We start from the raw sequence: 26791 nt of genomic DNA on the forward strand, positions 1-26791 counted from the left end.
TAGATTCCCTGCGAATAGGAGGGTATAATGGGAGTGATTAAGAGTAAAAAGGCGTTTTTGGCATTTCTTCTTCCGGGATTGCTGTTTTATATATTGGCGGTGTTCTATCCGATAGAAGAATCTATCCGGCTGAGTTTTATGAAATGGGGCGGAATAGGAGATAAAGAATTCGTAGGATTTCAGAACTATATTACCATGTTCCATGATAAGGTCTTTTATACGGCGTTTATCAATAATCTGATCTACCTGGTGATCGTAGTTTCTATGCAGCTTGCCGTCGGACTGTTCTTCGCGATCCTGCTGACCTATATGACCAGACATGTGACGTTGGTGAAAACCCTGTATTATGTTCCGTGTATCATTACGACGGTTGCGATCACGCAGTTATTCAGAAGCATCTATTCCACGGAGCCGATGGGGCTGCTGAATCAGTTCTTACAGGCGGCGGGTCTTGATGGAATGGTAACTTCGTGGCTGGCAGAAGTGAGTACTGCGCTGGCGGCAGTTTCGATACCGGAAGGCTGGAGATTCACCGGTATGTATATGGTGATCTTCTATGCGGCGCTGGTATCGCTGGATCCGTCAGTGTATGAAGCGGCGAAGGTGGACGGGGCGTCAGAGCTGCAGATCTTATTCAAGATTAAGATGCCTCTGATCAAGGAGATTATCCTGCTGACGCTTACTATGTGCCTGACAGGAGCGCTCAGAGGATTCGATATTCCGTTCCTGCTCACAAGCGGCGGACCCGGAAATGCAAGTGAATTGATGTCCACATATATGTATAAGAAAGCATTTTCCAGTAATCAATATGGCTATGGAAGCGCGCTGGCGGTCTTTATTATTGTAGAAAGCATTCTGGCGGTCTATCTGATCCGGAAGGTATTTACCACTAAGGAAGAGCGGGAGATCAGGGAAATGGAACGGATGCAGAGGCGGCAAAGAAGGAGGGAAGGACGATGAAAGGAAAGGCTATAAAAATTATATTTGCTGTCCTGATCATATTATTTCTGATCATCCAGATCTATCCGGTAATCTGGCTGTTTATCGCAAGTATAAAGCCGACGGTTGAGTTATCGTCCGCGCCGTTTGCATTTCCTGAGAATCCTACTCTGGAAAATTTCGTAAATGTGCTCTCGGACGGCAAGATCGGTCTGTATATGTGGAACAGTCTGAAGGTCACAGGAATCTCGCTGATACTGATTGTGGCGTTGAGCGCTACGGCAGGGTATGCGCTGTCTAAGTTCAGGGTGAGAGGGAAAAAGATCATCTTTTCATTCTTCACATTCGGGATCATGGTTCCGGTTCAGATCACATTGATTCCGCTGTTTATATTTTACAGTGATATGGGAATCCTGAACACCAGCTTTTCTCTGATCCTGCCGCAGGTGGGATTCGCGCTGCCGCTGTCTGTCATGATGTTTGTAAGCTTTTATGAATTTGTGCCGAACGAATTGATCGAGGCGGCGATCGTGGATGGCTGCTCGCCGTTTCGGACATTTATCCAGATCGTATTTCCTCTGGCAAGAAACACGGTGATCACGATCGCGTCTATGTACAGTATCTTGATCTGGAATGACTTTATCTTTGCAAATACCTTCATCAGCGAAGGCTCGGCAAAAACTGTTGCGATGGGCTTGAAGGATTATGTCGGGGCGTTTGGAAATGTGGACTGGGGTTCCACGTTTGCGGCAATCGCTATCTCGATCCTGCCGCCTCTTTTGATCTATTTTGCGCTGAATAAGTGGGTGACGGCAGGTATGACGATGGGCGCAACGAAAGGATAGGCAAGCGATATGAGGGCAGATGTGTAATGGAAGGATAGGTGCGCAATGAAAGGATGGGTGTGTTTATGAAGGAGCAGGGATTGAATGGAATGGTACTTCCGGGAGGCGCCGGGGCGCTTCCTTATCTGACCAGAGGAAGAAGCAGAGCGATCAATGCAGAGAATCGAACGGGGGAGAAGGGGAGGGGCGGCATGGCAGCCGGCCCTCTTGGGGTGTCCCGGAAGGGAAGCCCGTGCCTTAAGGATATCCAACCGGGAGAAAAGGTTGTGTTAGGTGAGATCAACGGGACAGGAGTGATCCATCATATCTGGATGACGGTGGATGCTAAGACCTCGGAAGGCGACTGCTTCGTACTGCGCGATCTGGTGCTCCGTATGTACTGGGACGGAGAAGAGAAACCGTCGGCGGAGGTTCCTCTGGGAGACTTTTTCTGCTGCGGATTCGGGAAGGAGTGTCTGGTGAACTCAGAATTGGTCACGGTCGTTCCGGCCAGAGGCTTGAATGCATATTTTCAGATGCCTTTCGGGAAAAAGGCGCTGCTCACATTGGAGAATCAGCATGTTAATGCGATACCGGCGTTTTTCTATCAGATCGATTATACTCTGTATGATGCCCTTCCTGAGAATACGGCGTATTTCCATGCGCAGTGGAGACGGCAGGAATTGACGGAGCTTGGAAAGGATTATGTGATCGCGGACGGAATCAAAGGGCAGGGGCAGTATATCGGAACTTATATTGCGCTTTCGACCCTGCAGCGGTATTGGTGGGGAGAAGGCGAAGTGAAGTTCTACATAGACGGTGACCGGGAATATCCGACGATCTGCGGAACCGGGATGGAGGATTACTTCGGCGGGTCATGGAGCTTCGCCGTGCAGGAGGCCGGAAAGACGGCAGAGCAGACTTACAGCACGTCGTTTCTTGGATATCCGTATTATTCCAGGCATGATGATCTGGTATGGAATCCTTATCATAATGACGACTGTCCGCCGATGCGGGGATTCTACCGCTGGCATGTGATGGATCCGATTTTCTTCGAGGAGGATCTGAAGGTAACGGTTCAGCAGATTGGAGTGGGGTATAACGGGTTGTTCGAGCGGCAGGATGATCTGGCGAGTGTCGCTTACTGGTATCAGCGGGAGCCGCATGGGGAGTTTCCGAAGTTGTTGGAGAAAGAGAAGAGGTGGCCGAGGTGAGGAGGGATAAGAGAGTAACAGTTTAGTTGAATATGGCGGCGAGGGCGTAAGTTTCCTTGACAGGATATCCCAAAGGTGGCAATATTAGTTAATAAACGGTATTGTCTCTTGCTTAGCAGGGCGGCAATCAATGAAGGAGGATTTCATGGATAAGAAAACAATGTACAAACTGACCTACGGCTTGTTCGTTCTTACTTCTGCTTCAGAAGGGAAGGACAGCGGATGTATTATCAACACGGCGGGGCAGGTGACAAGCGAGCCTAACAGGATCAGCATCACTGTAAATAAGTCTAATTTTACACATGACCTGGTGAGAGAAAGCGGAAAGTTCAATATTTCCATCCTTAGTGAAGCGGCAAGCTTTGATACGTTTAAGCATTTTGGTTTCCAATCGGGGCGGGATGTGGATAAGTTTGCTGATTATACGGAGTGTAAGCGTTCAGCCAATGGTCTGTACTATGTTACGGCTGGAACCAACGGCTATATCAGCGCGGTGATAGAGCAGAGTGTTGATCTGGGGAGTCACACGATGTTTATTGCAGCTGTAGAAGATATGGAGGCGCTCTCTGATGTGCCGTCGGCGAGTTATGCTTATTATCAGTCGGATATAAAGCCGAAGCCGGAGAAGGCCGCTGCCGGTAAGACGGTGTGGCGGTGTACGGTGTGCGGATATGTATACGAAGGAGAGGATATTCCGGCGGATTTTATCTGTCCGCTGTGCAAACATCCGGCATCTGATTTTGAGAAGGTTATGCAGTAAGCAGAGATGATTAGCGGAGAATGGCTAATGTAAGGTAAGAGTGATAAGAGAAGGGATCCGGAAGAATTTTGACGGGATGCACTTAGCGCATGATGCCGAAGGGGAAGTCTTGGAGGTATATGGGGCAGAACGTGAGGTATGTATTCTTGCCAGCCGTGCTGGACGAATTGATCGGACTTGTAAGAGAAGTGATATGGGAACAGGAGTTAGGGAAGAAAGAGAACATGCAGATTAATGAAGAAACGAAAGAGGTTATTGCAAATGGACATTTCGGTACATGGCATACGGCAGAAATTTCCGGGAAATTGACAGAGCCAGAGCTTGCCCTGAACGGCCAGAGCCATGCAGGGATAGAGGAAACAGCACTCTGTTATGCCCAGGCGCAGATTGATGAAATGGGGCTGCGGAGGAAGTGGAACTGCTTGGCGCAAGGGTTTATGGTAGCCGTTCCAGGGAAGGGCTGTACCACGACGGAGCGGATATTGATGTTGTGGTGTCTTACAGCGGCAGTTTAAGGGAGGATGCTTTTTTCAATGAGGCTGGTAATCCCCTTCGTTTCAGCAAAAGTGGAAACCCGGAAATTGAAAAGCCTATGCAACACATTATGTGGATTTGGGAAGGGCAGAGCAGCTAAAAAAGGAAAAGATAGAGAAGGCTGCAGCAATCCGGGCAGGAAGATTGGGTAAGACGTCAGGTATGCCGGAAATGAATATTTCTGAAAATAACAATGGTTGATAAAATGGGGAAAATGGATGGAAAAAAACGGATAAAAAATATAATTTATGAAAACAATTATCAGAAATGCCACCATAATTAAAATATCCATTAAATAAATATTGACATTGGAAAAGTTATGAGTTAATATAGGTTCATATTTTAAAGAAAAGGTAGATATGGTATATGTTGGTGGTATCTGTAATGACAAAGAACAACTAAATTTAAGAAAGAGGGTAAGCACTAGGGATAGTGTTTTATTTATAGTACCCTTTTCAGCATTATTGAATGCTGGTTGTTTCTGCCTTACAGAATACTGCATACACTGGGAATGATTGTCTTGTTTTGATGAATGAGAATTAGGGAAAGTGTGACTGTAGAGGTCATGCTTTTTTTGTTTTAGACCAACTATGAAATGGAGTGCAAGTTTTAAGACATTGCGGGTATCCTTTCATGGAAAGCCTTGTTTTACTGTGTCAATTTGAGACATATGGATTCGTGGTTTCAGTCTATTTATGATAGGCAGAAACCACGTTTTTTTGTGTCTTGAACGAAAATATATTTCATTTGGAGGTTTTAAACATGAAGATGATACGGACAGAAAATATAACGAAAAAGTATAAACGGTATAAGAAGCAGGAGGGAGTGATAGGAAGTATTAAGGGTCTGTTCCATAGAGAATATGAAGAAAAAATTGCGGTAGATGCCTTTAACATGGATGTGGATGAGGGTGAGTTTATAGGATTGATTGGACCGAATGGAGCGGGTAAAACTACCTTAGTGAAGATGCTGACTGGCATTATTGCGCCAACAGGCGGCGAAATTCAGGTCATGGGATTTTATCCCAATAAGCTGGAGAAGGCATTTAAGCATCAATATGCGGTAGTTATGGGGCAGAAGAGTCAGTTGTTCTTTGAACTGACAGCGGAGGATACGCTGAGACTGTTTAAAGAAATATATCGGATTCCAGAAGACGAGTATAGGAAAAATAAGAACTTTTTTGTGGAGCTGTTTCAGGTACAGGAACTTATGGATGTACAGGTAAGGACATTATCATTAGGAGAAAGGATGAAAATGGAATTGATTGCTGCATTGCTTCATAATCCCAAAATACTGTTTTTAGACGAACCGACAATTGGACTGGATGCTGTGGCAAGTAAACAGATTCGGACTTTCTTGAAAAATATAAATGAATCGAGAGGGACGACCATCCTGCTAACTTCACATTATATGGAGGATATTAAGGCATTATGCAAACGCTCTATTGTAGTAAATTACGGCAGAAAAATATATGACGGCGATACGGATATGTTATTTGAACAATACCAGAAGAGCAAGAAAATGACGATATATTTTGAGCATAGCGTAGAGTCTGATGTCCCGGAATATTGCAGGATATTAGAAAAAACAAATGACAAACTGGTGCTTGAAATACCAAAACAAAATACAGAAAAAGTTCTGGAATCGTATATAGGTCATTATCCGATCCGGGATATTGGAATTGAGGAAGAAGAAATAGGCTCTGTAGTAGAGCGTATCTATAAGGAGGTGTAAAACGTGAAGAAATATTTGGAAATTGCTAAGGCATATATGAAAGCGCAGTTAATCTGGAGAGCAGATGTACTTGTTGATGTGATTCTGTCAGTAGCTAAGATATTGTTTGCATGGATCTTATGGAGTATTTTGTTTGAAGGAAAAGAGCAGATAGCAGGATTGAAATTTCACACCATGATTTCTTACTATATCATAAGTTCCTATTTATTCCAGATGGAAAAGTCTGCTGAAATCAGCCAGCAGATGACGGGGATGTTGAGAAACGGCACTTTTTCAAAATATATGGTGATACCGGTACAGACACAGGGCTATTTTGTGGCGATGGAGGTCGGGAAACTTGCATTTTCTTCAGGCATTGGCTTTTTAGCAACTGTTCTGTGGTTTTGTTTGTTCCGGATTTCTATTGTACATACAGTCAATTTGAAGATATTGCTATGCGGAATTATCATGGTTGTTTTAGGTCTGCTGTTTATGGCTCAGCTCAATTATTTCCTTGGGATTTTAACTTTAAAATTTGAGGAGATCAGTACCTTTCTCATGATAAAGGATAATTTATCAGCAGTTGTGACAGGAGCAGTGATTCCCCTTGCACTTTTGCCGGAATGGATGATAGCCAGCATGAGATTTCTACCGTTCTATTATGTTACATATCTCCCAAGCATGCTGTTTATAGGAAGATGTGAGGATGAAGCAGTGACAGGCTTATTTGTTTTAAGTATATGGTGCATTTTCTTTATTGTTTTAAATCAAGTAACTTATGAACATTATCGAATTAAATATGACGGAGCAGGAATATGAAAGATAATTATAGATTTTTGACAGAATTAATGAAATTAAGGATATCCCATATCATGACATTCCGGTTGGGATTCTTTGGACCGTTTTTTATTGACACCAGTTATTTTCTGGTTCAGCTTTTTGCCTTTGAGGCAATTTACGGGCATGTGGATAAAATTCGTGGATGGAGGCATGGAGAAATCCTTGTTTTTGTAGGAACATTTTCCCTGATCAATGCCCTTAACATGACAATTTACTTTTTTGGAGTGATTTCCATACCTGAAAAAATACAAACAGGTGAACTGGATTTGTATCTGACCAAACCGGTAAATCCGCTATTGCGAATTACTTTTGAAAAAATAAATCCAGGTTCCATACCGTTATTGGCTTTCAGTGCATGTATTATTGCGTATGGGGTGAAAGAAATAGACATGGGTTTTTCATGGTCTCACATTATTAAATATCTGTTTCTGGTTTTTATGATGACGATACTGTACTACGATATGGAACTCTTGATACGATGCTTTGCTTTTTTTGTTTACTCTGTAAACAATTTAACGAAAATTGAGGAAACAGCGATTGACTTGTGTTTGAAAATACCAGGGATTGCTTTTTATGGAATTTATAAGTTTATTTTTTATTGTGTATTGCCATATGGAATCATTGCAACGTTGCCGACACAAGCATTTATAGGGGCACTGTCAGTAAATGGTCTGTTGTTTGGAGTAGTAATTGTGTGTATTTTTACTTTTTTTGCATTATCATTTTGGTCATATGGAGTACACAGATATGAGAGTGCAAGCAGTTAATTATTTTTGGTAATAGGAGGGTTAAAATGGTTCAAACAGATAAAGTATTGGAATTTGATAAGATGAAAGAGAAGTGGATTGAACTGGCACTTACAGAGTGGGCAAAAGAAAAGATTAAGGACACCGTTCCCAGCATGTCAGAGAATGAATTGATAGCAAGGCAAAGGGAGACAAGTGAAGCCAGAGAACTATTGGAGAAAAGCGGAAATCCGCCGTTGGTTTCTTTAAGTGGGATTAGAGAATGCATCCAAAAGGCTGCTAAAGGAGACTGTTTATCCATTTCACAGCTTGAAGATATGGAAAAATCCCTTGTTGCTGTAATGCGGTTAAAGAACTATCTAAGCCGTTGTAAACAATGGGAAATATCGTTGGCATATTATGATGAGAAGCTGGATTGTCTGGATAATCTGAAAGAAACCATTAGTATGCAGATTAGAAATGGCAGGATAGATGATAATGCTTCCAAAGATTTAAAATCCTTGCGGGATAATATTGAACGGCATGAAAGAGGCATGCGGGAGAAAGTAGATGCAGTTATACGGGCGAATAAGGAAAGCCTGTCTGATCATTTCAGTACTCTGAGAAATGGGCATATTTGTATTCCTGTTAAAAAAATATATAAATATAAAATAAAAGGTAATGTGATTGATAAATCCTCAACGGGAGGTACCTTATTTATAGAACCAAGTTCTGTGGGGAAATATTATGAGACATTGCAGCTTCTACGGATACATGAAGAAAATGAAGAATATAGGATACTCTATTCTCTTTCTGCGATGGTGGCCGATTATGAGGAGATTTTGGAACAAAATATCAGTATGATAGAAAAACTAGATTTTATTTTTTCAAAAGGAAAACTGAGTTTAGAATATGATGGAGTAGAACCAAAAATTAATACGCAACGATATATCCGAATAGAAGATGGACGACATCCCCTTATGGCTCCGTCAGAGTGCGTGCCGCTGCAATTTGAGATAGGGAAGAGTTTTGATGGCGTAGTTATTACAGGGCCTAATACGGGCGGTAAAACAGTTACAATTAAGACAGTTGCATTAAATTGTATGATGGCACAATGCGGTTTACACGTGGCATGTAAAAAAGCGGAAATTTGTATGAACAGTAATTTTCTGTGTGATATAGGTGACGGGCAAAATATATCAGAGAATCTTTCTACATTTTCAGCACATATTGTGAATGTATTAGAAATATTAAAAAAAGTTAACAGAGACAGCCTTGTAGTTATGGATGAGCTTGGTTCCGGCACAGACCCAACAGAAGGCATGGGAATTGCCATTGCAATATTGGAAGAATTACAAAAGAGTGGAGGACTATTTCTCGTTACGACACATTATCCAGAGGTAAAACAATATGCAGATAAAAAAGCCAGGATTGAGAATGCGAGGATGACCTTTGATAAGGAAAGTCTGCAACCTCTTTATCAATTAGTTATTGGAGAAGCTGGGGAAAGCTGTGCTTTCTACATAGCCGGGAAAATGGGAATGCCAGAAGAGATGTTAAAAACGGCAATGAAGGCGGCTTACGGAAAGGAGGAAATATCGGAAAATCTGAAACAAGTGGTTTCTAAAAATCATTTAGAAAAGAGGAGGGTATCTGGTATTCAAAAAAGGAAAAGAAGGAATGAGGCAGCACAAAAAGCTCTGGAATTTCAACTGGGAGACAGTGTTCTTGTATATCCAGATAAAAAGATTGGCATTGTCTGCAAGACAGCCAATGAAAAAGGAGTTTTGAGAGTACAGATGGCGGATAAAAAAATTTGGGTTAACCGAAAAAGAATGAAACTCCATGTGGCTGCGGAGAAATTATATCCTGATGATTATGATTTTTCTATTATTTTTGACAGCGTAAAAAATAGAAAGCTGCGGCACCAAATGGACAGAGGAAAGATGATAGAAGAACAAATTACTATTGATGAATAGATAACTCAAACTTTGCATTTGAATAAGCGCCGATGCACCTGGCGAGTAGGCGAAATCTATGCGCAATTCCCTTTCCGGGAAAAAATGCAGCCGGACTTGAAAAATCCGGCTGTTGGTGTAAAATTGAAGTATATAAATCCTTATATCATTACACAAAAATTATACTTTGAACGAGAAAGGATACCAACTAAATTTTGATCCTTTTTCTATCCGTTAGCCGTATTCTTGAAACCTTCGCCCATTAGTAATGTTTTGGAAAATGGATTTCCGTGATTAATAACTCTTTTCACTTGATACTGATTCACCGTTAATTTTGCCCTAACCTAGCATTGGCGAACCATACGCTCCACGAAGTTATGCGGGTTTCAGCGATTTTCACGCGGGAAAAGTAAAAAAGTTTGTGACATTAACTTGACATACGCGGGGTATGGGGCGCTGTGTGTGGAGGATAGTATACCAGTGTGAAGATGGAAGCCCATAATTTAGTAATCGCTTTATTAATCACATGTGTGATTAATAAAGCGATTATTATGTGTTGATTAAATTGACGAAAAAGGATATACTTTATGGAGAGGAGGTGTACTGATATGAATCTTGGTATGGAGACAGAATTGGTTGAATTCAAAAAAACAACAGGAGAATTAAAAGAAGGCCTTATTTCTATCGCCTCTATGTTGAATAAAAACGGAAAAGGAACTTTATATTTTGGTGTAAGGAATGATGGTGAAATTATAGGACAACAAATAGGAGACCGTACCATGCGGGAAATATCCCAGGGTATTGCAAATGCAATCAAACCACAGGTTATTCCAACGATTATTGTGGAACTGTGTGATGATAAAAATATAATAAAAGTCACTGCTGAAGGAGATGAAAAGCCTTATTCGGCATATGGAAAATATTATATGAGATCAGCGGATGAAGATAGAGAAATATCACCGCAGCAGTTACGCCGTTTGATGCTTAGTATATCAGATTCTATTGTAAATATTGAGGCGAATAATCAGGAACTAACTTTTGAACAATTAAAAACATTGTATGCAGGAAATAATCTAACACTTCGGGAGAATACTTTTCAGCGAAATTTAAATCTTCTGACGCGAGATGGGACTTATAATTTGATGGCAGGTATTTTAGCAGATGTGAATAGTTATTCCATTAAAGTGGCAGTGTTTCGTGGAACAAATAAAACGGATCTGGTCAAGCGGAATGAGTATGGTTATAAGTGCATGCTTGTGGCTGTAAAACAGGTGCTGGATTATATGGAAGCATTGAATGATACCATAGTAGATGTGGGAGGAAGTCTTAGAGAAGAAAGAAGCTTGTTTGATTTCTCATGTTTCAGGGAGGCATGGCTGAATGCATGTTTGCATAATCGCTGGTCAAGACAGACGCCGCCGGCGGTATATATGTTTGATGACCGTATTGAGATTATTTCAGTGGGAGGCTTACCGGAGGGACTTACACTGGAGGAGTTTTATGAGGGGAAAAGTAAACCAGTGAATCTCGAACTTCAGCAGATCATGGTTCAGTTGGACTATATTGAACAAACAGGGCATGGAGTTCCATTGATCGTATCCAGATACGGAAAGGAAGTATTCGATATAACAGAGAATTTTATTACCGTGACAATTCCATTAAATAAGACTGAAAGAACAGAATCTGCTCTGCTCCAAAACAAAAAAGTGTTGCTTGAGGATAGTGATGAAAAGATAGTTTCATTAATGAAGGAAAATAGCAGCATTAAAGTAAATGAAATCAGCCGGCAGGTTGGGTTGGGAATGACTACAATTACAAAAAGAATTCGTCAGTTGAAAGAAAAGGGGCTCATTGAAAGAAAAGGTTCTAAGAAAAAAGGATATTGGATAGTAAATATAAAGTGACAGGTGAGATGATGAGGATTATATAAATGAATGTAGAAGCCTATGATTTAGATTCACTTCGAAAGTTAGTGCGAAGCCTTCAGGATGAAAACAGAAGATTGAAAGAACTGTTGGATAAGGCCGATATTGCTTATGAGTCAGAAAATGTGTTTGACGAAAAAATAGAAAGCATTGAAGAGTACGATTCTGACCAGGGAGGACGTATTCAAAATAAATATATTACAGAAGAACTGGCAAATAAATATTTTGCAATGTTTTGGGGAAGAATGGATGTTTATGCCAAAAGAGGCACGAAGGGAGGTTATTTTCCACAGTGTGATCATAGATGGAATGACCGGATATGTCCGAAACAGTGTGGTGAAAAAATCAATTGTGAAGCCTGTGAGAATAGGAAGTGGACGGAACTTAAGCCCAAGAAAATTATCGAGCATCTCCTTGGATATAGAGAAGATGGTGCGGATGCATTAGGCGTATATCCATTGTTCCCAGATGGCACATGCCGATTTATTGTTTTTGATTTTGACAATCATGAGAAAGGTGCTGAAAAGACAGATTTTGCAAATACGAATGATGAATGGCATGAAGAGGTTGATGCATTAAGGCTTATCTGCGAAAGAAATGGTATATTGCCTTTAGTAGAAAGATCAAGATCAGGCAGAGGCGCACATGTATGGATATTTTTCAAAAAACCGATATCCGCTTCTCTTGCAAGAAATTTTGGATGCCTTCTGCTTGATAAAGGCTCCTCTTCGATCAATCTGAAATCTTTTCATTATTATGACCGAATGTATCCGTCCCAGGATGTTGCAAGCAGTATAGGAAATCTGATTGCATTGCCGCTGCAGGGACAGGCACTGAAGAATGGAAACAGCGCTTTTGTTGATAAAAATTGGAATGCTTATCCGGATCAATGGGACATTTTACTTAACCATACTGAAAAACTGTCAAAAGAAGATGTAGAAAAATATATGTCAAAATGGCAGTCAGAGCTTGCCAAAGAAAAAGGAATGCTGATCCCTTCCTTTTCTGGGAATCGTCCAAAGCCCTGGAAGAAAATAGAGGGATTTGTAAAATCTGATGTTGTAGGAAAAATGCACATAGTTCTTGGTGATGGAGTATATGTTGATACATTAAATTTGATGCCGCGTCTGCAAAATCAGATCCGGAGTATGGCAGCTTTTGATAATCCTGTGTTTTATAAGAATAAAAGGCTTGGATATTCCAATTATTATAATTTCAGCGCTGTATATATGGGAAAAGATACGGATGGTTATATTTGCATTCCAAGAGGCCTTTTTGATAATCTGCTTACTTCCTGCAAGGAGGCAGGTGTTGAGTATGTTATTTCAGATCACAGGGAAAAGGGAAGACCCATAAGGGTTTCTTTTAACGGTGATTTAAAGATGCAGCAGAACCTGGCGGCACAGCATTTGCTTGCATTTGATCATGGAGTTCTCAGTGCGGCTACTGCATTTGGAAAAACAGTAGTCTGCAGCTATCTCATTGCCGAGAGAAAAATAAATACACTTATTTTGCTTCAAAGTAAAGATTTGCTGGAACAGTGGGTGGATGAATTAAATAAATTTTTAATCATAGACGAGGAACCGCCAACCTATCGAACAAATAGCGGGAGGGAAAAGCGTAGGAAAAGTGTGATTGGAATTTTGCATGGCAGTAAAAATACTTTGACTGGTATTATTGATGTGGCCATGGTCGGCTCCATGTATAGTAAAGGAAAATTCAATAGTTTTATTAATTCTTACGGCATGGTTCTGATGGATGAATGCCATCATTGTGGTTCCAATACTTCTATCAAAGTGATGCAGAAGATAAATGCCAGATATGTTTATGGTGTGACGGCAACGCCAAAAAGGGGGGATAATCTGGAGGAAATTATTCATATGCTTTTGGGTCCGGTCAGACACAGCTATACTGCAAAAGAGAGGGCGATAGAACAAGGAATCGGCCACTATGTATATCCGCGGTATACAAGGGTTATTGATACAAACGAAAGTAAAAATGATATTAATGGTGCATATTCTTTGATTAGCATGAATACCGTTCGGAATGAAATGATTCTTGCAGATACAAGAATTTGTGTGGAAGAAGGAAGAACACCAGTAATTTTGACAAGGTACAAAGAACAGGCGAAGTATTTGTATGACCATTTGCAGAAAGACGCAGATTATGTGTTCATCTTATATGGAGATAATAGTGATAAGGAAAACTCAGAAGTTAGAAGAAAACTAAAAGAGGTGACCAGGACGCAGAGCCTGATTTTGGTGGCAACAGGTCAGAAAATAGGGGAAGGGTTCGATTATCCGAGGCTGGATACCCTGATGCTGGCTTCGCCTGTTTCCTTTGCAGGCAGGCTTGAGCAGTACATTGGAAGATTGAATCGTGATTATGAGGGGAAAAAGGAAGTTATAGTATATGATTATGTAGATTCTCATATCCGGGTCTTTGATAATATGTACTCAAAAAGGCTGTGTACCTATAAACGGACAGGATTTCAATTGATAACAAATCGTATTCTTTCAAAACAGACAGTAAATTCTATTTATGATTCCGGAAATTACATGGATGTATTTGAGAGGGATATTGTTGAGGCGGAAAAGAAAATCATTGTTTCCAGCCCAGAGCTTACACAGGATAAGATAGAGCGCTTTACCTATCTTGTAAGGGCAAGACAGGAAGCTGGAATTACAGTGACAGTTATAACAATAGAACCACAGAACGTATCTTGTGGAAGTTCAGAGTTTTGTCAGAGATTAATTCAAAATATGAAAGAAAGTGGTATTCAAGTCATTGTAAAGGAAGAGGTAATAGAACATTTTGCTATTATAGACAATGAACTTGTGTGGCATGGAGGAATGAACCTGTTGGGCAAAGAAGATGCATGGGATAATCTGATACGAATCAAGTCCGATCAGGTTGCGGCAGAATTGTTGGAGATTGCATTAAAGGAATAGCAACTTAATCACTGACTTATGGAAATGGTTGTTTTGGATTAATTCTAAAGAAGGAATAAAGAAATGTAAAAAAATTGTTAGTCCTTACTTGATAGCACTATATGGGGAGAAGGTGAAGGCTTTGGAATCAAAGGATCGTACACAGTCAGCTTTGATCAATGCGGTAAAGGCTGAGATTAAGTGTTCGGCAAGTAGAAGAAAATCAGAATAAATAAACGGCAATCAGAGTCAATCCGAGGAAAAACACTTTTTCAGAGGTGCTTATGATAGCAAAGGAATATTTGAGCCAGGCCTATAAGATTGATAATGATATCAACAGCAAGCTGGAGCAGGTAGCTTTTTTTCGTGATCTGGCAATAAAAGCAACAAGATTCTTTGAAGACTGATATCACACATATGATAAAGCGGGTATCCAATAGAGCAGAGAGAACAATTCTTGAGAAGAGATATTTGTATTTTGATACCTGGGAGCAGATATCCGTGGACATGGGCTATAGTATCCAGCATACCTTTAGGCTTCATGACAAGGATTAGTTCGATGAAATAGTTCTTGAAGCCTCCTGTATCTTCAAGCGATTTATATGATATTGGAAAATCATCTGCTTTATATGTGTGATGATAAATATCCATCCGTACTAGTACACCGAATAATAAGTAACCAGCCATATAACTTGCCTGATTTTCCATCTGCGTCGTTGTTGTCAATCGGCGTAGCGCCCACTACGCCTCATTCCTCCGCCTTGCATATGAAAAATCATTCTGCGTTATATGGCTAGGAGCTTATTTTTCGGTGTACTAGTAATACCTCTGCTGTACGACGGCTTTTTTCTTTTGTCGTCGTGCGGCAGATTTAATAATTTTAATATGAACTATGCTCTGATATAATCAGGAAAATAGTAGTAGTATCATAACTGAAATACTTATTTTATCTCGGATTTTCTGAAAACTAAGTGTGTTGCTGTCGGTGAAATAACGATCACCGCTGCTGCAAACACCGACGACAATGTAAGTGTTCTGTTATCATTCGTTTGTGCAAGACTAAAACAGGTCAGCCGGAAAACACTCTCTCTGATGAAGTTTCTAAGGATATTGCAGGACACAAAGCTGAACACAATCGTTACAGCTACTCCCGATGTAACTTTTTTGAGGGCAAAGACAATAAACATAACGATACAGATGTTGGCACATATCTGCAACATGACTACCAGCAGCCAAACAAAATCTGTAACAGAAAATATACTACTGTCAAACCTATATTTAACAGCAAATCCGATAACTGTTGCGAAAACATAGGTTAAATGTAGCAGCACTGCCATGATAACGGCTGTAATAGTTCTTGTAATAAACACTGAAAAACGGCTGTACCCTGCCTTTATCTCATTATGTATTGTTCGGTTTAGAAAATCATTTCCTGCAAACCAAGCAGTAACAAGTGAAATGATAAACATAAAAGATGTATCGCAAATCGAAAAAGAAAACACCGTTGCTGTATCAAGATTTTCCGGGAGTTTCAGAAATCCAAGGAAAAATCCTGCTGCTGCAAGAACAGCCACCGTAAGATACATTATAATAAATCTTTTCGCTTTGTATTTTTCAATGATTAGCTGATTATACATTGCTGTCACCTCCCGTAATACTAAGAAAGTATTCTTCAAGGCTTTGCCCCGTAACTGAAAGTTTTTCGTCAAGTTCATTATGAGTGAGTGACTTGATTATTCTCCCCTTGTGGATAATATAGTAATCAGTGGCAAGCAGATAAAGCTCGTTAAGGAAATGGCTTGATAGGAATAGTGTTACGTCATTTTCCTCATTCAGCCTTTTGAGCAAGCTGCGCAGTTCAGATATGTTTTTCGGATCAAGACCGTTTATCGGTTCGTCAAGTATGAGCAGCTTCGGCTTGCCGACAAGAGCCATTGCTATGCTAAGTCTTTGCTTCATGCCCATAGAGAATTTTCCTGCCTTCTTATCCTTAACCTCGGTCATTCCCACCATTCCAAGTAGCTTATCACATATTTCCTTGTCGGGATTGCCGATAAGGATACGCTGTAATTCAAGATTACGGTAAGCGGAGTATTCCGGATAAAGGGCAGGAGCTTCAATGGTGCTGCCGATATGTCGGCGCATTTTCAGAATATCGCATGGTCTATTCTTCCCGAACAGCGAAAAATCACCGTTTGTCGGGTAAAGCAGCCCTGTCAGCACTTTCATCAATGTAGTCTTACCTGCGCCGTTCTCACCAATAAAACCGTATATATGCTTATTTTTAAGACTAATGCTTACATCATCAAGCGCAAGGAAATTTCCATATTTTACGGATATTCCGTGTGTTTGCAGGATAATGTTTTCCATTTTGCAGCCCTCCTTTTATTATCCAAATGTGCGCTTGATTTCGTCACGTTCTCTTTGCATTTCCACCCAATTCTCCACATATCCGCAATCGCAGCAGACATAGCGTATAACCGGGATTTTTTTCATCAATGTAAAGGTCGAAGTATAAATATTGTTCCCGCTGGCATGACGATTTTGGTTATCGGGAACACGGACAATATTTTGTGAACTGCATTTAGGGCAGCGTTTTGTATTTTTCATGGTATTATATCCTCCTTACGACAAGTGATAAGCTTAAAACTTCAGCTATGGCGATGCAGAGCAAAACCTATATATTTACAGACCACATACCGATAAGCCCTGCAATCAAAAACATAATCAGCGGTACAATATACTTTCGCGGGTGTTGCCATAAATCATCTTCAATCCTCCAGTTACGGACGGGACAAAACCACTCCAACAGGACGGACAAGATTGTACTTTGCAGCGCGATTATAAGCGCAGTAATGATTTTTGCCTGTCCCGGCAGTGTTCGGACTGCCTGTTCTAAACCGGGATCACAGGAAAGCAATATACAGATTGGGGTATTCAGGCATAGAACGGCAAACCCCAGCGGCATAACATTTACTCCCTCAAATCGCCCTAATATGAATGGCATAGCACCAGCGATTACGCATTTCGTTTTGTGTGTAAGCTTCTGTTACAGTCATAGCATACTGCAAAAGCGACATTTCTTCCGCTTTGTCCATAATCGGTAGGTTTTTGTCCATGAAAAAACAGACCGCCAGCGTGGACGATCTGCTTTCCTGATAGATTGATTATGCCTTTACTGCTTCAAAAGATAATGTTACAACAGCGCGGAATATCTGATTGCTGTATTCTGTTTCGATAGTCCCGTCATAGCGTTCAGCGGCGGCACGGACGCTTTGCAGGCCCCAACCGTGCAAAGTTTTATCTTCTTTGGAAGTCTGCAAACTTCCGTTCATTTCGGTCGGTTTAGCACTACACCCGTTCTCCACCTTGATCACCATCATATCATTTATGCGGCGGATTGTTAAATTGACAAAGCGAAATCTATCTTCCTCATTTTTTATCGCTTCAAGGGCATTATCCAAAAGATTACCTAAAATCGCAACTAAGTCAACACTTTGTATATTGGTGCGGCGTGGAAATTCAATGTTTGTACCTACTTGTATATTTAGGGAAGCAGCAAGGGCAATCTTGCTGTTGATTAGATAGTCTACGGCTTCGTCGCCTACCCATGCTGTCTGTGTAAGTTCTTGTATTGGAAAACGCAGATTTTCAATGTAGCGGGCGGCTTCCGTTGTATGGTTTTTTTATAGATAGTGATACACTACATCAATATGATTTTGGAAGTCATGGAACAATTTTGCGTTAGCGGCATAAACATTTTTAAGAGTCTGATAGTCATGCTCCAATAACGCATTTTTTCTTTTTCAAGCAGCATAATCTTTTTCTCCATTTCATATTGGCGGTTAAGGTTGAAAAATAAGATTGCTACAAGGATTAGCATTGAGAAGATGATCCAAGTTGTCAGTTGGTCGTCACTTATGGATACGGTATTCTGCCCGGATAAAAGAACGGCTCCCAGCATACCAGCTATCGCAATTCCGGCTATTATCCGTGGTGATAGATTTTCATTTCTTTTATGCGATTTCACAGTAAGAAAAGCAATTCCCAGCATAAAAAGCCAGACAATCCAAACTGCCGCTATATATCCATTTGACCGCATATCAAGAAAACGGTCTGATTGAAAGATATCCCCCAGCCCAGCCGATAGAATAAATTCCCACAAAGCAACCGTTGCTTCATAAAAGAAAATGAGAAACAGGCTCACCCTGGGCTGCGCCGCATATAGATAATATGCAATCAGTATTACAAAAATTATTTCTATACCCGTCATATAAAATTGCTGAATGGGGAAACAGGACAGCACGGTAATAAAGGCTGCTGCACACACAGAAATGACGCTTGCTTTTTTCCTGTTTCCAGCTAATTGCTGCAATGTTATAACAAGATACAGCCCTAAAAATATCCGCAATCCATTTGTAAAAAAGAATGAAAGTATCTGATACCAAGTCATCATATATGCGCCCCCCAAAACCTGTTTATCTGCTTTTTTACTTCCTGCAAATGGGAACGGCTGATTGGAAGCGTTTCGCCATTTTTGAGATATGCCATGCTGTCACTGATTTTCATAATGGTCGTCTGTAATATCAAAAAGGAGATTGCTGCTTTGTGTATAAGTTGCAATCTCATAACCTATTCCGCAAGAGCGCAGACAGTCTTTCACAATATCCCCATGAGATTTGATCGCTTCCTTATCGTCGTCACATATCGCTATCCGTACCAATGCGTTCACCCCGTTTCTTGTATCTTCCGTCAGCGGGCTTTTCAGCGTCCTTTGGTATCAACCACAAGCGGCTGAATTTTGCCACGCCCGGTATGCGGTTTTCCTCACATAGCTTTTGCACATGTCTTTCTGAAATGCCCCATTTTGTTGCTGCTTCCGGGGCGGGAATATACTCTAACATCTTTATGCACCTTTTCTCTGATCTCTATCAGTATAATTATGTACGTCCAACCGAATAACTTCAAGCTGCTTTTTGAAAATAAAGAAAATTATTTTGGCTAACTGATAGAACTGTGTAGACATATCTAAAAAGAAAGGTGAACAGTAAAATGTAACAGGGTGAATGAATATGGCAAAAAGACCAGTACCACGATATGACTTTAAGGCTTTTGGGGAGGCAATCAAGATAGCCTGGAAAGGGCGCAAGGAGAGACGGAAAAAGGTATACGACGAGATCCTTTTGGAGCAGTCCGCCGGGCGTTCCGGCGGCGCAGCCGCTTTCTGCTCCACTTTGGTTGTGGATTTGTTACGTGATAGAACGCCATTTTGCCGGGGTTAGGTATAAATCCCTGTACCTGGCAAAAGTGCGCCCGTAAAGCTGCATATAGAAAGGCTTTTTTGAGATAATCAACCATTTTACTAGAAAAGTTTGACTTGCGCTAATTTGTATAGTTTATGTTATTAACTTCGCACCATATGGAGATAAAATATAAAACTATTGCAAATTGCTTTGTAATAACGTATAATAAAAACGATATTACGAATTGTGCAAAATATATCATGGAGAAGGAGCATTAAAAAATGAAGAGGAAGTTAGCAGCCGTCTTTCTGGCGGCAGCCCTGGTGGTGTCTGGCGGTTCGATGGCTTGGGCAGCAGAGGGAGAAGAAGATGCAGGACAAGTCAATATTGAAGAAAGGACAGATTCGAATGTAAAGAAAAGTGTGGATGCGTCGTTGGATGAGACTGAAACAGTTGGTGATCGCAGCGAAGATATAAACTCTGATACAGATGCGCGATCTGAAAAAGATGAGAATTTGACAGCCAGAGATATAGCATCTGATTTGGAGCCGGCAGCTTCGGAATCGGGAGACCCGGAGCCAGTGAATCCCGGGGAAGGAACGGATACAATAACGGAGACGGATGCTAATGGTCTTACATGGACGTTGACAGATAGAGTGGTTACGATCTCTGGAAGTGGAGAAACAGGAGAATCGCCGTTTGATGATGAGATAATAGAAGGGATTACCTCGGTGGTTATCGAAGACGGTGTTACGGGAATAGGGAATCATACATTTGAGTGGTACAGAGGATTAAGAACAGTAGTAATACCGGGAACTGTAACGGAAATAGGTGAGTATGCATTTTATAATTGTGAAAGCCTTTCTGATCTGGCTATACCTAATAGTGTTACGAAGATAGGAAATCACGCGTTTAACAGATGCCGTGAGCTGACTACTGTGACAATTCCGAACAGTATGACAGAAATAGGTGAATATGTATTCTATGGCTGTATTGGTTTAAAAAGTGTATCTATTCCATCCAGTATTGTGAAAATAGGTGCATATGCATTTTACGGTTGTTCCAACCTTTCGGCCCTGACCATACCAAATAAAGTGACGAGGATAGCTTATCGGGCTTTTGCATATTGCGGAACGCTTCCTGAGGTAACGCTTCCAAGCAGTGTAAAGAGTGTGGGGGATGGCATATTTGCAGGATGTACAGGTCTAAAAAAGGTTACGTTTGACGGAGAGGCACCAGAGATTACTTTTGATGATAGAGTGGTTCAACTTGAACCCTTCGAGGATGTAACAGCGATTGCTTATTGCACAATTGCCAGTAAAACGTGGACCGAGGAAATACGAAACAGCTTGGGAAGTAAATTTGCGGGCTGGCTAATGCCCAAATTACCGGCAACTCCGAAGCCGCCGTCAACGACAGATAAGGTCAAACCGCTTAGGATCGTCCCGGAGGTCACAGATAACATATACATTATCGGCAGCGGTGAAGGAGCTACAATCAAGTGTACCGGAGAATTGAAGGATTTTGTGAGTGTACACGTAGACGGCGAAGAAGTAGATCGGAGTAACTATACTTTGAAGGAAGGATCAACTGTGCTGACATTCTTGTCAAAGTATCTGGACACGCTCTCAGTAGGCAAACATAAGGTCACCATGAATTATACCTATGGTTCTGTGGACACAGAATTGAATGTACTGGCAAAGACAGGCAGCAATACTACAGTACCGGGGGCGTCAGGTGTAATATCTGGCTCAAATGGATCAGGCAGCGCTAATGGTAGCGTGACGGGGGCAAACAGAACTGGTACGGCTAGAAATGTATCATCTCCAAAAACGGGGGATCAGGCAGCGGCAGTATTATGGATGCTGATTGCGGTATTCTCAACGGGAATCGGCGTTACTGCAGCAAGCAGGAGAAGAAATGCGGCATGATGCGGGCATGCTCTGGATTGTGGTGTGCATTCTTGCAGGCACATATTAAGTAAGTAAATGAAGTTTTCGGTAAAACCGGCGTGGAGGAGTTCATGCCGGTTTTCTGTATTGGAGTAGTAGTTTGTTTGCGATATTCTTTTTATTGCAATACAATGGAATAAAGCGTATAATAATAACGATAATACGAATTTTAAGTGATCTCTATTTATAATGACAGTGACTCAAACAAGTGTGTTTGCATGTATAGGCGGCAGTAATGTGTATTTTGGCTAAGGAGGCTCATATGCCGGAAGGAAAGCATAGTTATCTATATTATTTTTTATTCATCATCTTGATCGTATCCGGTATAGCCGGAGGCGGATATTTTTGCTGTGTATCGGCAGTGTTATTGATCGTTCTTATGATTATGGCAGTCTGTCTGCTGATACGTTCAGGTGAATTTTGGATTTCTTTTGACTGGAATCTTGCTGCGGTCGTAACTTTGACGCTGGGATATTTTCTTGCCGGTTTGTGGGCAGTTGATTCAGGAATGTCTTTAATGGGAGGAATTAAGTTCCTTCCGGTTTTGATATATTTTTTTGTTATGTGTCAGGTGTTGGAGCAAAGAGAGCGATTGATACAGTCTTTGCCGGTTATGGGGAGCCTGATGACAGTATTCTCTTTTGCGTTGATGCAATTTCCGGCGTTTTCGGAATATGTTTCCGTTGCAGGAAGATTGGCCGGTTTCTTTCAGTATCCGAATACTTATGCACTGTTTATGTTAGTTTGCCTGTTGGTTTCCGTGTATCGGATGAGCATTAAGAAGACAGATTGGATGATAGCGATCCATATACTGATTGCTTTGACGGGTATCTATCTGAGCGGAAGCCGGACGGTTATGGTGATGACGATAGTCGTATTCTTCATGCTGCTGATATTGAAGAAGGAATTGCGGAAATACAGTATATTATGCGTTGGGGGATTCGTAATTCTGGCGGCTGTCCTGGCTTTTGGAGGATACGGCAAAGGGATTTATGACCGTCTGCTGTCTATGGGAGGAAATGCCAGTACATTCTGGGGCAGGCTTTTGTATGACAGGGATGCGATAAAAATGATCGTTACCCATCCTTTTGGAATGGGATATTACGGTTATTATTTTGTACAGCAGGAAATGCAGACGGGGGTATATTCTGTCGTAAGTGTTCACAATGAATTTTTACAGATTATGCTGGATATCGGAATTGTTCCTGCCTTACTTATATATGGCGCAGTCATCCGTTCCCTTCTGTCTGAAAATACATCTGAAAGGGACAGAGTCATCCTGGCGGTTATGCTGCTGCACAGCCTGTTTGACTACGATTTTCAATTTTTGATGATGTGTTTTGTGCTGCTGTTGTTTCTGGATATACGAAATGTTAAGAGGATAAAGATATCCATATTGACGAAGATAGCGGCAGGATTATCTATGATTGTAATCGCGGTGTTATCGGTTATAGCCGGCGCTTCGGATTATTTCTATATCAAAGGAGAACCGGAACAGGCAATTCGGTTTTACGGCGGTAATACGATGGCAAAGATCGAACTTCTGAATATGTCGGAAGGCCCGGAGGAGATGGAGAAGAGGGCGGATTCCATCTTGGAGGGAAACAGTCATGTTTCGGTTGCTTATAGTGCAAAGGCACGGGCAGCATTTTCGCAGGGAGATGTAGAAGCGTTTGTCAGATATAAGCTTACGGCGATACGTTTAGCGCCGTATCAGTATGAGGAGTATGTGGACTACCTGAATTCTCTGGCTTACTGCGCAGAGCTTTATAAGCAGGCTAATGATATGGACAGCGCCAGATTTTGCGCGGAACGTGCAGCGGAGATACCGCATATGTTAGAGAATGTAAAGGAAGGGACGAGCCGTCTTGGGTGGAAGATCAATGACCAGCCGGAAGTGACGCTGTCCAGGGAAGACTTGAAGCTGATTGAAGAGATGAGATAACAGGGCAGCTTGTCTGAACCGAAAAGAAATAATTGCAGAACAATAAAATATATCGTATAATAATAACGATATAACAAATTAAAGAAATAACATAATTTCAGAAAGGATTCGAAGAATGGGGTGGCTGACGAATGAGATCTTATTTTATGGAGGAATCATCGTTGCGGGAGGTTCACTGATAATGGCAATGATATATCTCGTTGTTTCGCATATTCGTAAAATCCGTATAGATATCTGGTTGGACGAAGAATACGGAAAGAATGAATTTTTATAAGAAAGTGAAAGATTAGTATGTCACAGATTATTGCTTCAACATATGAAATAATTAAGAGATTGGGTGCAGGCGGAGGCGGTAATGTCTATCTTGCACAGCATTTGCGTCTGAAAAAGAAGGTAGTATTAAAGATCGACAAGCGCAAGCTGTCTGCCAGTAAGGAATTTCTTCGGCGCGAAGTTGATATCTTGAAGGAATTAAGCCATCCATATATTCCAAGGGTATATGATTTCTTCGTGGAAGGAGAAGAAGTCTGTACGGTAATGGACTATATTGAGGGAGAGAGTCTTGATAAAGCATTAAAGAGAGGCGTGAGATTCTCCCAGGCTCAGGTGATCGGATGGGCATGCCAGCTTCTTGATGCACTCTGCTATCTGCACAGTCCGGTACACGGACATCCGCCGAAGGGATTTGTCCACAGTGATATCAAGCCGGCGAATCTTATGCTTGCGCCGGAGGGTAATATCTGTCTGATAGATTTTAATATTGCGCTTGCCCTTGGCGAAGAAGGTGTGATCGGATGCAGCGCAGGATATGCGTCGCCGGAGCATTATGGGCTTGATTTTTCGTCTAAATATGAGGAAGAGGACGACAGGCGGACAGATGAGCGCATAATGAATGCGGGCAGTACGGATGATACGGATCTGACGATGACTGTGGTATCGGAGAATGATGCTCTGACGGTTACGATGGCGGGAGATAATGCGGATCCGGCAAATATGCGGTGGACGTCAAGAGATAAGGGTTCTTTTAGTATGTCAGGATCTGTAAGTTCTTCTAGGAAGAGGATAGTAACGCCGGATGTTCGTTCAGACATATATGGTATCGGTGCTACATTGTATCACCTGCTCAGCGGGAAACGGCCGTCCAGAAATGCGAAAGAAGTTGTCAGGCTATCAGATGATTTATTTAATCCTCAGCTCGTTAAGATCATTACCAAGGCTATGGATCCGAACCCGGATCTGAGATATCAGAACGCCAGGGAGATGCTGCGGGATTTTCAGAATCTTCGGGCCAATGATCCTCGCATGCGCAGATGGAGAAAGCATCGGCGGATAGCGGCTGTTGTGTTTCCGGTAATGTTTCTTGCGGGAGGTCTTGCGGCATTCGCCGGGTTAAAGGGCATGCAGATGACGGAGAGCTGGATGAAGCTTACGGAATATGCACAGTCGGCTTTGGACAAAGGGGATGTGGAAGATGCGATTGATTATTCAATAAAGGTGTTGTCAGAGTCTTCCGGACGGTTTGTGCCGGGGCATATACCCGGAGTACAGAAAGTGCTCACAGAAGCAGTTGGGGCATATGACTTGTCAGACGGATACAAAACATATAAGACGATAGAACTGCCGTCAGCGCCTCATTACATAGCAACTGCGCCGGACGGTAAAAGCGCCGCCGCTCTGTGCGGGCAGAAAGTGGTCGTATTTGATACGGTCAGCGCGAAGACAGCGGCAGAACTGCCGTCGGGCGAATCTTCCATATCACAGATACGATATCTGGATGAACATACGATCCTGTATGACGGACAAGACGGCATGACGGCCTACGATATCAGGGAAGGACGTGAACTATGGACAGGAGGCGCCGCTTCATCTATCTGTGTATCCGGTGACGGGAAGACTGCGGCGGGAATCTGTGAAGGAGATACATTTGCAGCGGTATATGATACGAAGACAGGAGCAGTGAGATACAAGGTTGATTTTGCCGGGAAAAGCCAGAATATCGGTATCAAGGATAATCTGTTTGCTTTGAATGAAGATGGCTCATTGCTGGGAGTCAGCTTCCGGGATGGGTCGCTTAAGATCTATACGCTTGGATATTCCGGGACAGATGATTTTGAGGGGGCAGATAATCAGGGGGACTGTAATGAATTGACGGTATTCGGTGCGGATTCGGGGTATACACATTTTGAAGGCGGGTTTTGCGGCCAATATCTTGCGTTTGCCGCATCCGGTGAGGAAAAGGCGGCATTTGCGGTGATTGATGCGGCAAAGGGAGAAGAATGCGGAGGATTCCAGGGGGAGACTGATTTTAGAGTGCAGGCGGATGAGAATGGAATCTATGTCCAGTCGGATCATATTCTGGTGAAGGTAGATCCGGTTACGGGGGAACAGACGCCGCTGGTTACTATGGATGAGAATATCTTGCGTTTTGTAAGGGATGAAGCATATACGCTTGCGACTTCGGAAGATGGGATATACTTTTTTGACAAGGACGCGCGGATGACTTCTCACTATAGAAAGGAATACTTAAGCGACCTCATTGGCATGGCCGGCGGTACGGCGGTAATCGGTAGTATGGACAGGCCGGCGGTCAGGATTATGAAGTATGAAGAGAATCCCGAAACGGAGATATTTACCTATGATCCGGGTTATCAGCATGACGAGGCAAGGATCAGCGCGGACAGGCAGACGGTGATGCTGTTCTCTTACCGTCAGTTCCGAATCTATGATACCGCAGGGAAGCTGGTCAAAGAAGCGGATATTCCAGAGGCAGACCGGGTAATAGATCAGCAGTTTATCCGGGATGGAAAAGAGTCCTGGCTGGAGGTGATATATGACAATGGGAAAGAGGATGTCTATTCGGCGAGTGACGGGAGTCTTCTGCGGGAAGGCTATGACAAGAAAAGAAATATAAGTAATGGGCTGGACGAGGAATTTGTAATCGGTGATCTTTGTATTGAATCACCTTTGCACGGGACACCGGCGGTATATGATGCGAAGACAGGAAGGGAAGTGGCCAGGCTTAAGAAGGACACATATCTTACTGATGTGACACAGGCAGGCGATTATCTGGCTGCGCGGTATAAGGAAGCGGGCGGGATTGGTTTTGGGCAATTGATGGATAACAACTGTGAGGTATTGGCGGAATTGCCGTATCTTTGCGATGTGGACAAAGAGACGTTGATCTTTGATTATCCGGCGGGAAGCATACGGGAATCGAAGATCTATGAGCTGGAGGAAATTGTTGAGATGAGCGAAGCATATTAACTGTCCGCAACAGTTCGGCCAAGCC

At 42.0% G+C, this 26791-nt stretch carries 24 protein-coding genes and 1 pseudogene; 17 read left to right on the forward strand and 8 right to left on the reverse strand.

Features of this window, described 5'->3' with window-relative positions; translation table 11 throughout:
• The first annotated feature begins 27 nt into the window (after positions 1-27).
• From VSQ62_RS03455 to VSQ62_RS03520, 13 genes are all read left to right on the forward strand, one after another.
• On the forward strand, positions 28-960 hold the full coding sequence (locus VSQ62_RS03455) for a carbohydrate ABC transporter permease (protein WP_334633216.1): 933 nt from the start codon (positions 28-30) through the stop codon (positions 958-960).
• On the forward strand, positions 957-1784 hold the full coding sequence (locus tag VSQ62_RS03460) for a carbohydrate ABC transporter permease (RefSeq protein WP_334633217.1): 828 nt from the start codon (positions 957-959) through the stop codon (positions 1782-1784). The genes VSQ62_RS03455 and VSQ62_RS03460 overlap by 4 nt, the downstream gene beginning before the upstream one ends.
• Before the next feature lie 89 nt (positions 1785-1873).
• Positions 1874-2977, forward strand: a complete 1104-nt coding sequence (locus VSQ62_RS03465) for a glycoside hydrolase family 172 protein (RefSeq protein WP_334637553.1) — start codon at positions 1874-1876, stop codon at positions 2975-2977.
• 145 nt (positions 2978-3122) lie between these two features.
• Positions 3123-3737: a flavin reductase gene (locus tag VSQ62_RS03470; protein ID WP_334633219.1), complete on the forward strand. Its 615-nt coding sequence runs from the start codon at positions 3123-3125 to the stop codon at positions 3735-3737.
• Positions 3738-3856: 119 nt separating this feature from the next.
• Positions 3857-4252, forward strand: a complete 396-nt coding sequence (locus VSQ62_RS03475; protein WP_334633220.1) for a hypothetical protein — start codon at positions 3857-3859, stop codon at positions 4250-4252.
• A gap of 18 nt (positions 4253-4270) precedes the next feature.
• On the forward strand, positions 4271-4423 hold the full coding sequence (locus VSQ62_RS03480) for a hypothetical protein (RefSeq protein ID WP_334633221.1): 153 nt from the start codon (positions 4271-4273) through the stop codon (positions 4421-4423).
• A gap of 610 nt (positions 4424-5033) precedes the next feature.
• Positions 5034-6005 carry an ABC transporter ATP-binding protein gene (locus tag VSQ62_RS03485; protein ID WP_334633222.1) on the forward strand — a complete coding sequence of 324 codons (972 nt, stop codon included), beginning with the start codon at positions 5034-5036 and terminating at the stop codon, positions 6003-6005.
• A gap of 3 nt (positions 6006-6008) precedes the next feature.
• Entirely contained in the window at positions 6009-6803 is a 795-nt protein-coding gene (locus VSQ62_RS03490) for an ABC transporter permease (RefSeq protein ID WP_334633223.1), read from the forward strand.
• Positions 6800-7591: an ABC-2 family transporter protein gene (locus tag VSQ62_RS03495; protein WP_334633225.1), complete on the forward strand. Its 792-nt coding sequence runs from the start codon at positions 6800-6802 to the stop codon at positions 7589-7591. The genes VSQ62_RS03490 and VSQ62_RS03495 overlap by 4 nt, the downstream gene beginning before the upstream one ends.
• Before the next feature lie 26 nt (positions 7592-7617).
• Complete coding sequence (locus VSQ62_RS03500) at positions 7618-9528, forward strand: endonuclease MutS2 (protein ID WP_334633226.1); 1911 nt, start codon at positions 7618-7620, stop codon at positions 9526-9528.
• A 587-nt stretch (positions 9529-10115) separates the two neighbouring features.
• Positions 10116-11411 carry an RNA-binding domain-containing protein gene (locus VSQ62_RS03505; protein WP_172497363.1) on the forward strand — a complete coding sequence of 432 codons (1296 nt, stop codon included), beginning with the start codon at positions 10116-10118 and terminating at the stop codon, positions 11409-11411.
• A gap of 266 nt (positions 11412-11677) precedes the next feature.
• Positions 11678-14383, forward strand: a complete 2706-nt coding sequence (locus VSQ62_RS32600) for a TOTE conflict system archaeo-eukaryotic primase domain-containing protein (protein WP_502957808.1) — start codon at positions 11678-11680, stop codon at positions 14381-14383.
• A gap of 263 nt (positions 14384-14646) precedes the next feature.
• Positions 14647-14769, forward strand: coding sequence for a hypothetical protein (locus VSQ62_RS03520; RefSeq protein WP_334633229.1), 123 nt, complete (start codon positions 14647-14649; stop codon positions 14767-14769).
• Positions 14770-15303: 534 nt separating this feature from the next.
• Here VSQ62_RS03520 and VSQ62_RS03525 read toward each other — a convergent pair.
• From VSQ62_RS03525 to VSQ62_RS03560, 8 genes are all read right to left on the reverse strand, one after another.
• On the reverse strand, positions 15304-15999 hold the full coding sequence (locus tag VSQ62_RS03525) for an ABC transporter permease (RefSeq protein WP_334633231.1): 696 nt from the start codon (positions 15997-15999) through the stop codon (positions 15304-15306).
• Entirely contained in the window at positions 15992-16732 is a 741-nt protein-coding gene (locus VSQ62_RS03530; protein ID WP_334633232.1) for an ABC transporter ATP-binding protein, read from the reverse strand. Before VSQ62_RS03530 ends, VSQ62_RS03525 begins: the two co-directional genes overlap by 8 nt.
• A gap of 18 nt (positions 16733-16750) precedes the next feature.
• Positions 16751-16972 (reverse strand): hypothetical protein, encoded by a 222-nt coding sequence (locus VSQ62_RS03535; RefSeq protein ID WP_334633233.1) that lies wholly within the window; start codon positions 16970-16972, stop codon positions 16751-16753.
• Between the two features lie 67 nt (positions 16973-17039).
• On the reverse strand, positions 17040-17330 hold the full coding sequence (locus tag VSQ62_RS03540; RefSeq protein WP_334633235.1) for a hypothetical protein: 291 nt from the start codon (positions 17328-17330) through the stop codon (positions 17040-17042).
• 199 nt (positions 17331-17529) lie between these two features.
• Positions 17530-17826: a GHKL domain-containing protein gene (locus tag VSQ62_RS03545; protein ID WP_334633236.1), complete on the reverse strand. Its 297-nt coding sequence runs from the start codon at positions 17824-17826 to the stop codon at positions 17530-17532.
• Between the two features lie 239 nt (positions 17827-18065).
• The gene (locus VSQ62_RS03550; protein ID WP_334633237.1) at positions 18066-18818 is read right to left on the reverse strand and encodes a hypothetical protein; all 753 of its coding nucleotides are present in this window, start codon (positions 18816-18818) and stop codon (positions 18066-18068) included.
• A 99-nt stretch (positions 18819-18917) separates the two neighbouring features.
• Positions 18918-19094, reverse strand: a complete 177-nt coding sequence (locus VSQ62_RS03555) for a hypothetical protein (protein WP_334637777.1) — start codon at positions 19092-19094, stop codon at positions 18918-18920.
• Entirely contained in the window at positions 19063-19266 is a 204-nt protein-coding gene (locus tag VSQ62_RS03560) for a helix-turn-helix domain-containing protein (protein WP_334633239.1), read from the reverse strand. The genes VSQ62_RS03555 and VSQ62_RS03560 overlap by 32 nt, the downstream gene beginning before the upstream one ends.
• A 168-nt stretch (positions 19267-19434) precedes the next feature.
• Here VSQ62_RS03560 and VSQ62_RS03565 point away from each other — a divergent pair.
• The 4 genes and pseudogenes from VSQ62_RS03565 to VSQ62_RS03580 all read left to right on the forward strand — a co-directional run.
• A pseudogene (locus VSQ62_RS03565) lies at positions 19435-19548 on the forward strand (transcriptional regulator); the annotation flags it as partial.
• A gap of 338 nt (positions 19549-19886) precedes the next feature.
• A complete protein-coding gene (locus VSQ62_RS03570; RefSeq protein ID WP_334633241.1) occupies positions 19887-21536 on the forward strand; it encodes a leucine-rich repeat protein in 1650 nt (549 codons plus the stop codon).
• 283 nt (positions 21537-21819) lie between these two features.
• A complete protein-coding gene (locus VSQ62_RS03575; protein WP_334633242.1) occupies positions 21820-23502 on the forward strand; it encodes an O-antigen ligase family protein in 1683 nt (560 codons plus the stop codon).
• A 291-nt stretch (positions 23503-23793) separates the two neighbouring features.
• Entirely contained in the window at positions 23794-26766 is a 2973-nt protein-coding gene (locus tag VSQ62_RS03580) for a protein kinase domain-containing protein (RefSeq protein WP_334633243.1), read from the forward strand.
• Positions 26767-26791: the final 25 nt, after the last annotated feature.

This window comes from Sporofaciens sp. JLR.KK001 (assembly GCF_036941055.1).
In the GTDB taxonomy this organism is placed as follows: domain Bacteria; phylum Bacillota; class Clostridia; order Lachnospirales; family Lachnospiraceae; genus Sporofaciens.

Coding starts and splice junctions, on each gene's coding strand:
- VSQ62_RS03500 (WP_334633226.1), top strand. CDS start 7,618: ATGGTTCAAACAGATAAAGTATTGGAATTTGATAAGATGAAAGAGAAG.
- VSQ62_RS03575 (WP_334633242.1), top strand. CDS start 21,820: ATGCCGGAAGGAAAGCATAGTTATCTATATTATTTTTTATTCATCATC.
- VSQ62_RS03570 (WP_334633241.1), top strand. CDS start 19,887: ATGAAGAGGAAGTTAGCAGCCGTCTTTCTGGCGGCAGCCCTGGTGGTG.
- VSQ62_RS03550 (WP_334633237.1), bottom strand. CDS start 18,818: ATGATGACTTGGTATCAGATACTTTCATTCTTTTTTACAAATGGATTG.
- VSQ62_RS03460 (WP_334633217.1), top strand. CDS start 957: ATGAAAGGAAAGGCTATAAAAATTATATTTGCTGTCCTGATCATATTA.
- VSQ62_RS03455 (WP_334633216.1), top strand. CDS start 28: ATGGGAGTGATTAAGAGTAAAAAGGCGTTTTTGGCATTTCTTCTTCCG.
- VSQ62_RS03505 (WP_172497363.1), top strand. CDS start 10,116: ATGAATCTTGGTATGGAGACAGAATTGGTTGAATTCAAAAAAACAACA.
- VSQ62_RS03530 (WP_334633232.1), bottom strand. CDS start 16,732: ATGGAAAACATTATCCTGCAAACACACGGAATATCCGTAAAATATGGA.
- VSQ62_RS03540 (WP_334633235.1), bottom strand. CDS start 17,330: ATGCCGCTGGGGTTTGCCGTTCTATGCCTGAATACCCCAATCTGTATA.
- VSQ62_RS03580 (WP_334633243.1), top strand. CDS start 23,794: ATGTCACAGATTATTGCTTCAACATATGAAATAATTAAGAGATTGGGT.
- VSQ62_RS03475 (WP_334633220.1), top strand. CDS start 3,857: ATGGGGCAGAACGTGAGGTATGTATTCTTGCCAGCCGTGCTGGACGAA.
- VSQ62_RS03470 (WP_334633219.1), top strand. CDS start 3,123: ATGGATAAGAAAACAATGTACAAACTGACCTACGGCTTGTTCGTTCTT.
- VSQ62_RS03495 (WP_334633225.1), top strand. CDS start 6,800: ATGAAAGATAATTATAGATTTTTGACAGAATTAATGAAATTAAGGATA.
- VSQ62_RS03465 (WP_334637553.1), top strand. CDS start 1,874: ATGGTACTTCCGGGAGGCGCCGGGGCGCTTCCTTATCTGACCAGAGGA.
- VSQ62_RS03535 (WP_334633233.1), bottom strand. CDS start 16,972: ATGAAAAATACAAAACGCTGCCCTAAATGCAGTTCACAAAATATTGTC.
- VSQ62_RS03480 (WP_334633221.1), top strand. CDS start 4,271: ATGAGGCTGGTAATCCCCTTCGTTTCAGCAAAAGTGGAAACCCGGAAA.
- VSQ62_RS03520 (WP_334633229.1), top strand. CDS start 14,647: ATGATAGCAAAGGAATATTTGAGCCAGGCCTATAAGATTGATAATGAT.
- VSQ62_RS03525 (WP_334633231.1), bottom strand. CDS start 15,999: ATGTATAATCAGCTAATCATTGAAAAATACAAAGCGAAAAGATTTATT.
- VSQ62_RS32600 (WP_502957808.1), top strand. CDS start 11,678: ATGGATGTTTATGCCAAAAGAGGCACGAAGGGAGGTTATTTTCCACAG.
- VSQ62_RS03560 (WP_334633239.1), bottom strand. CDS start 19,266: ATGTTAGAGTATATTCCCGCCCCGGAAGCAGCAACAAAATGGGGCATT.
- VSQ62_RS03485 (WP_334633222.1), top strand. CDS start 5,034: ATGAAGATGATACGGACAGAAAATATAACGAAAAAGTATAAACGGTAT.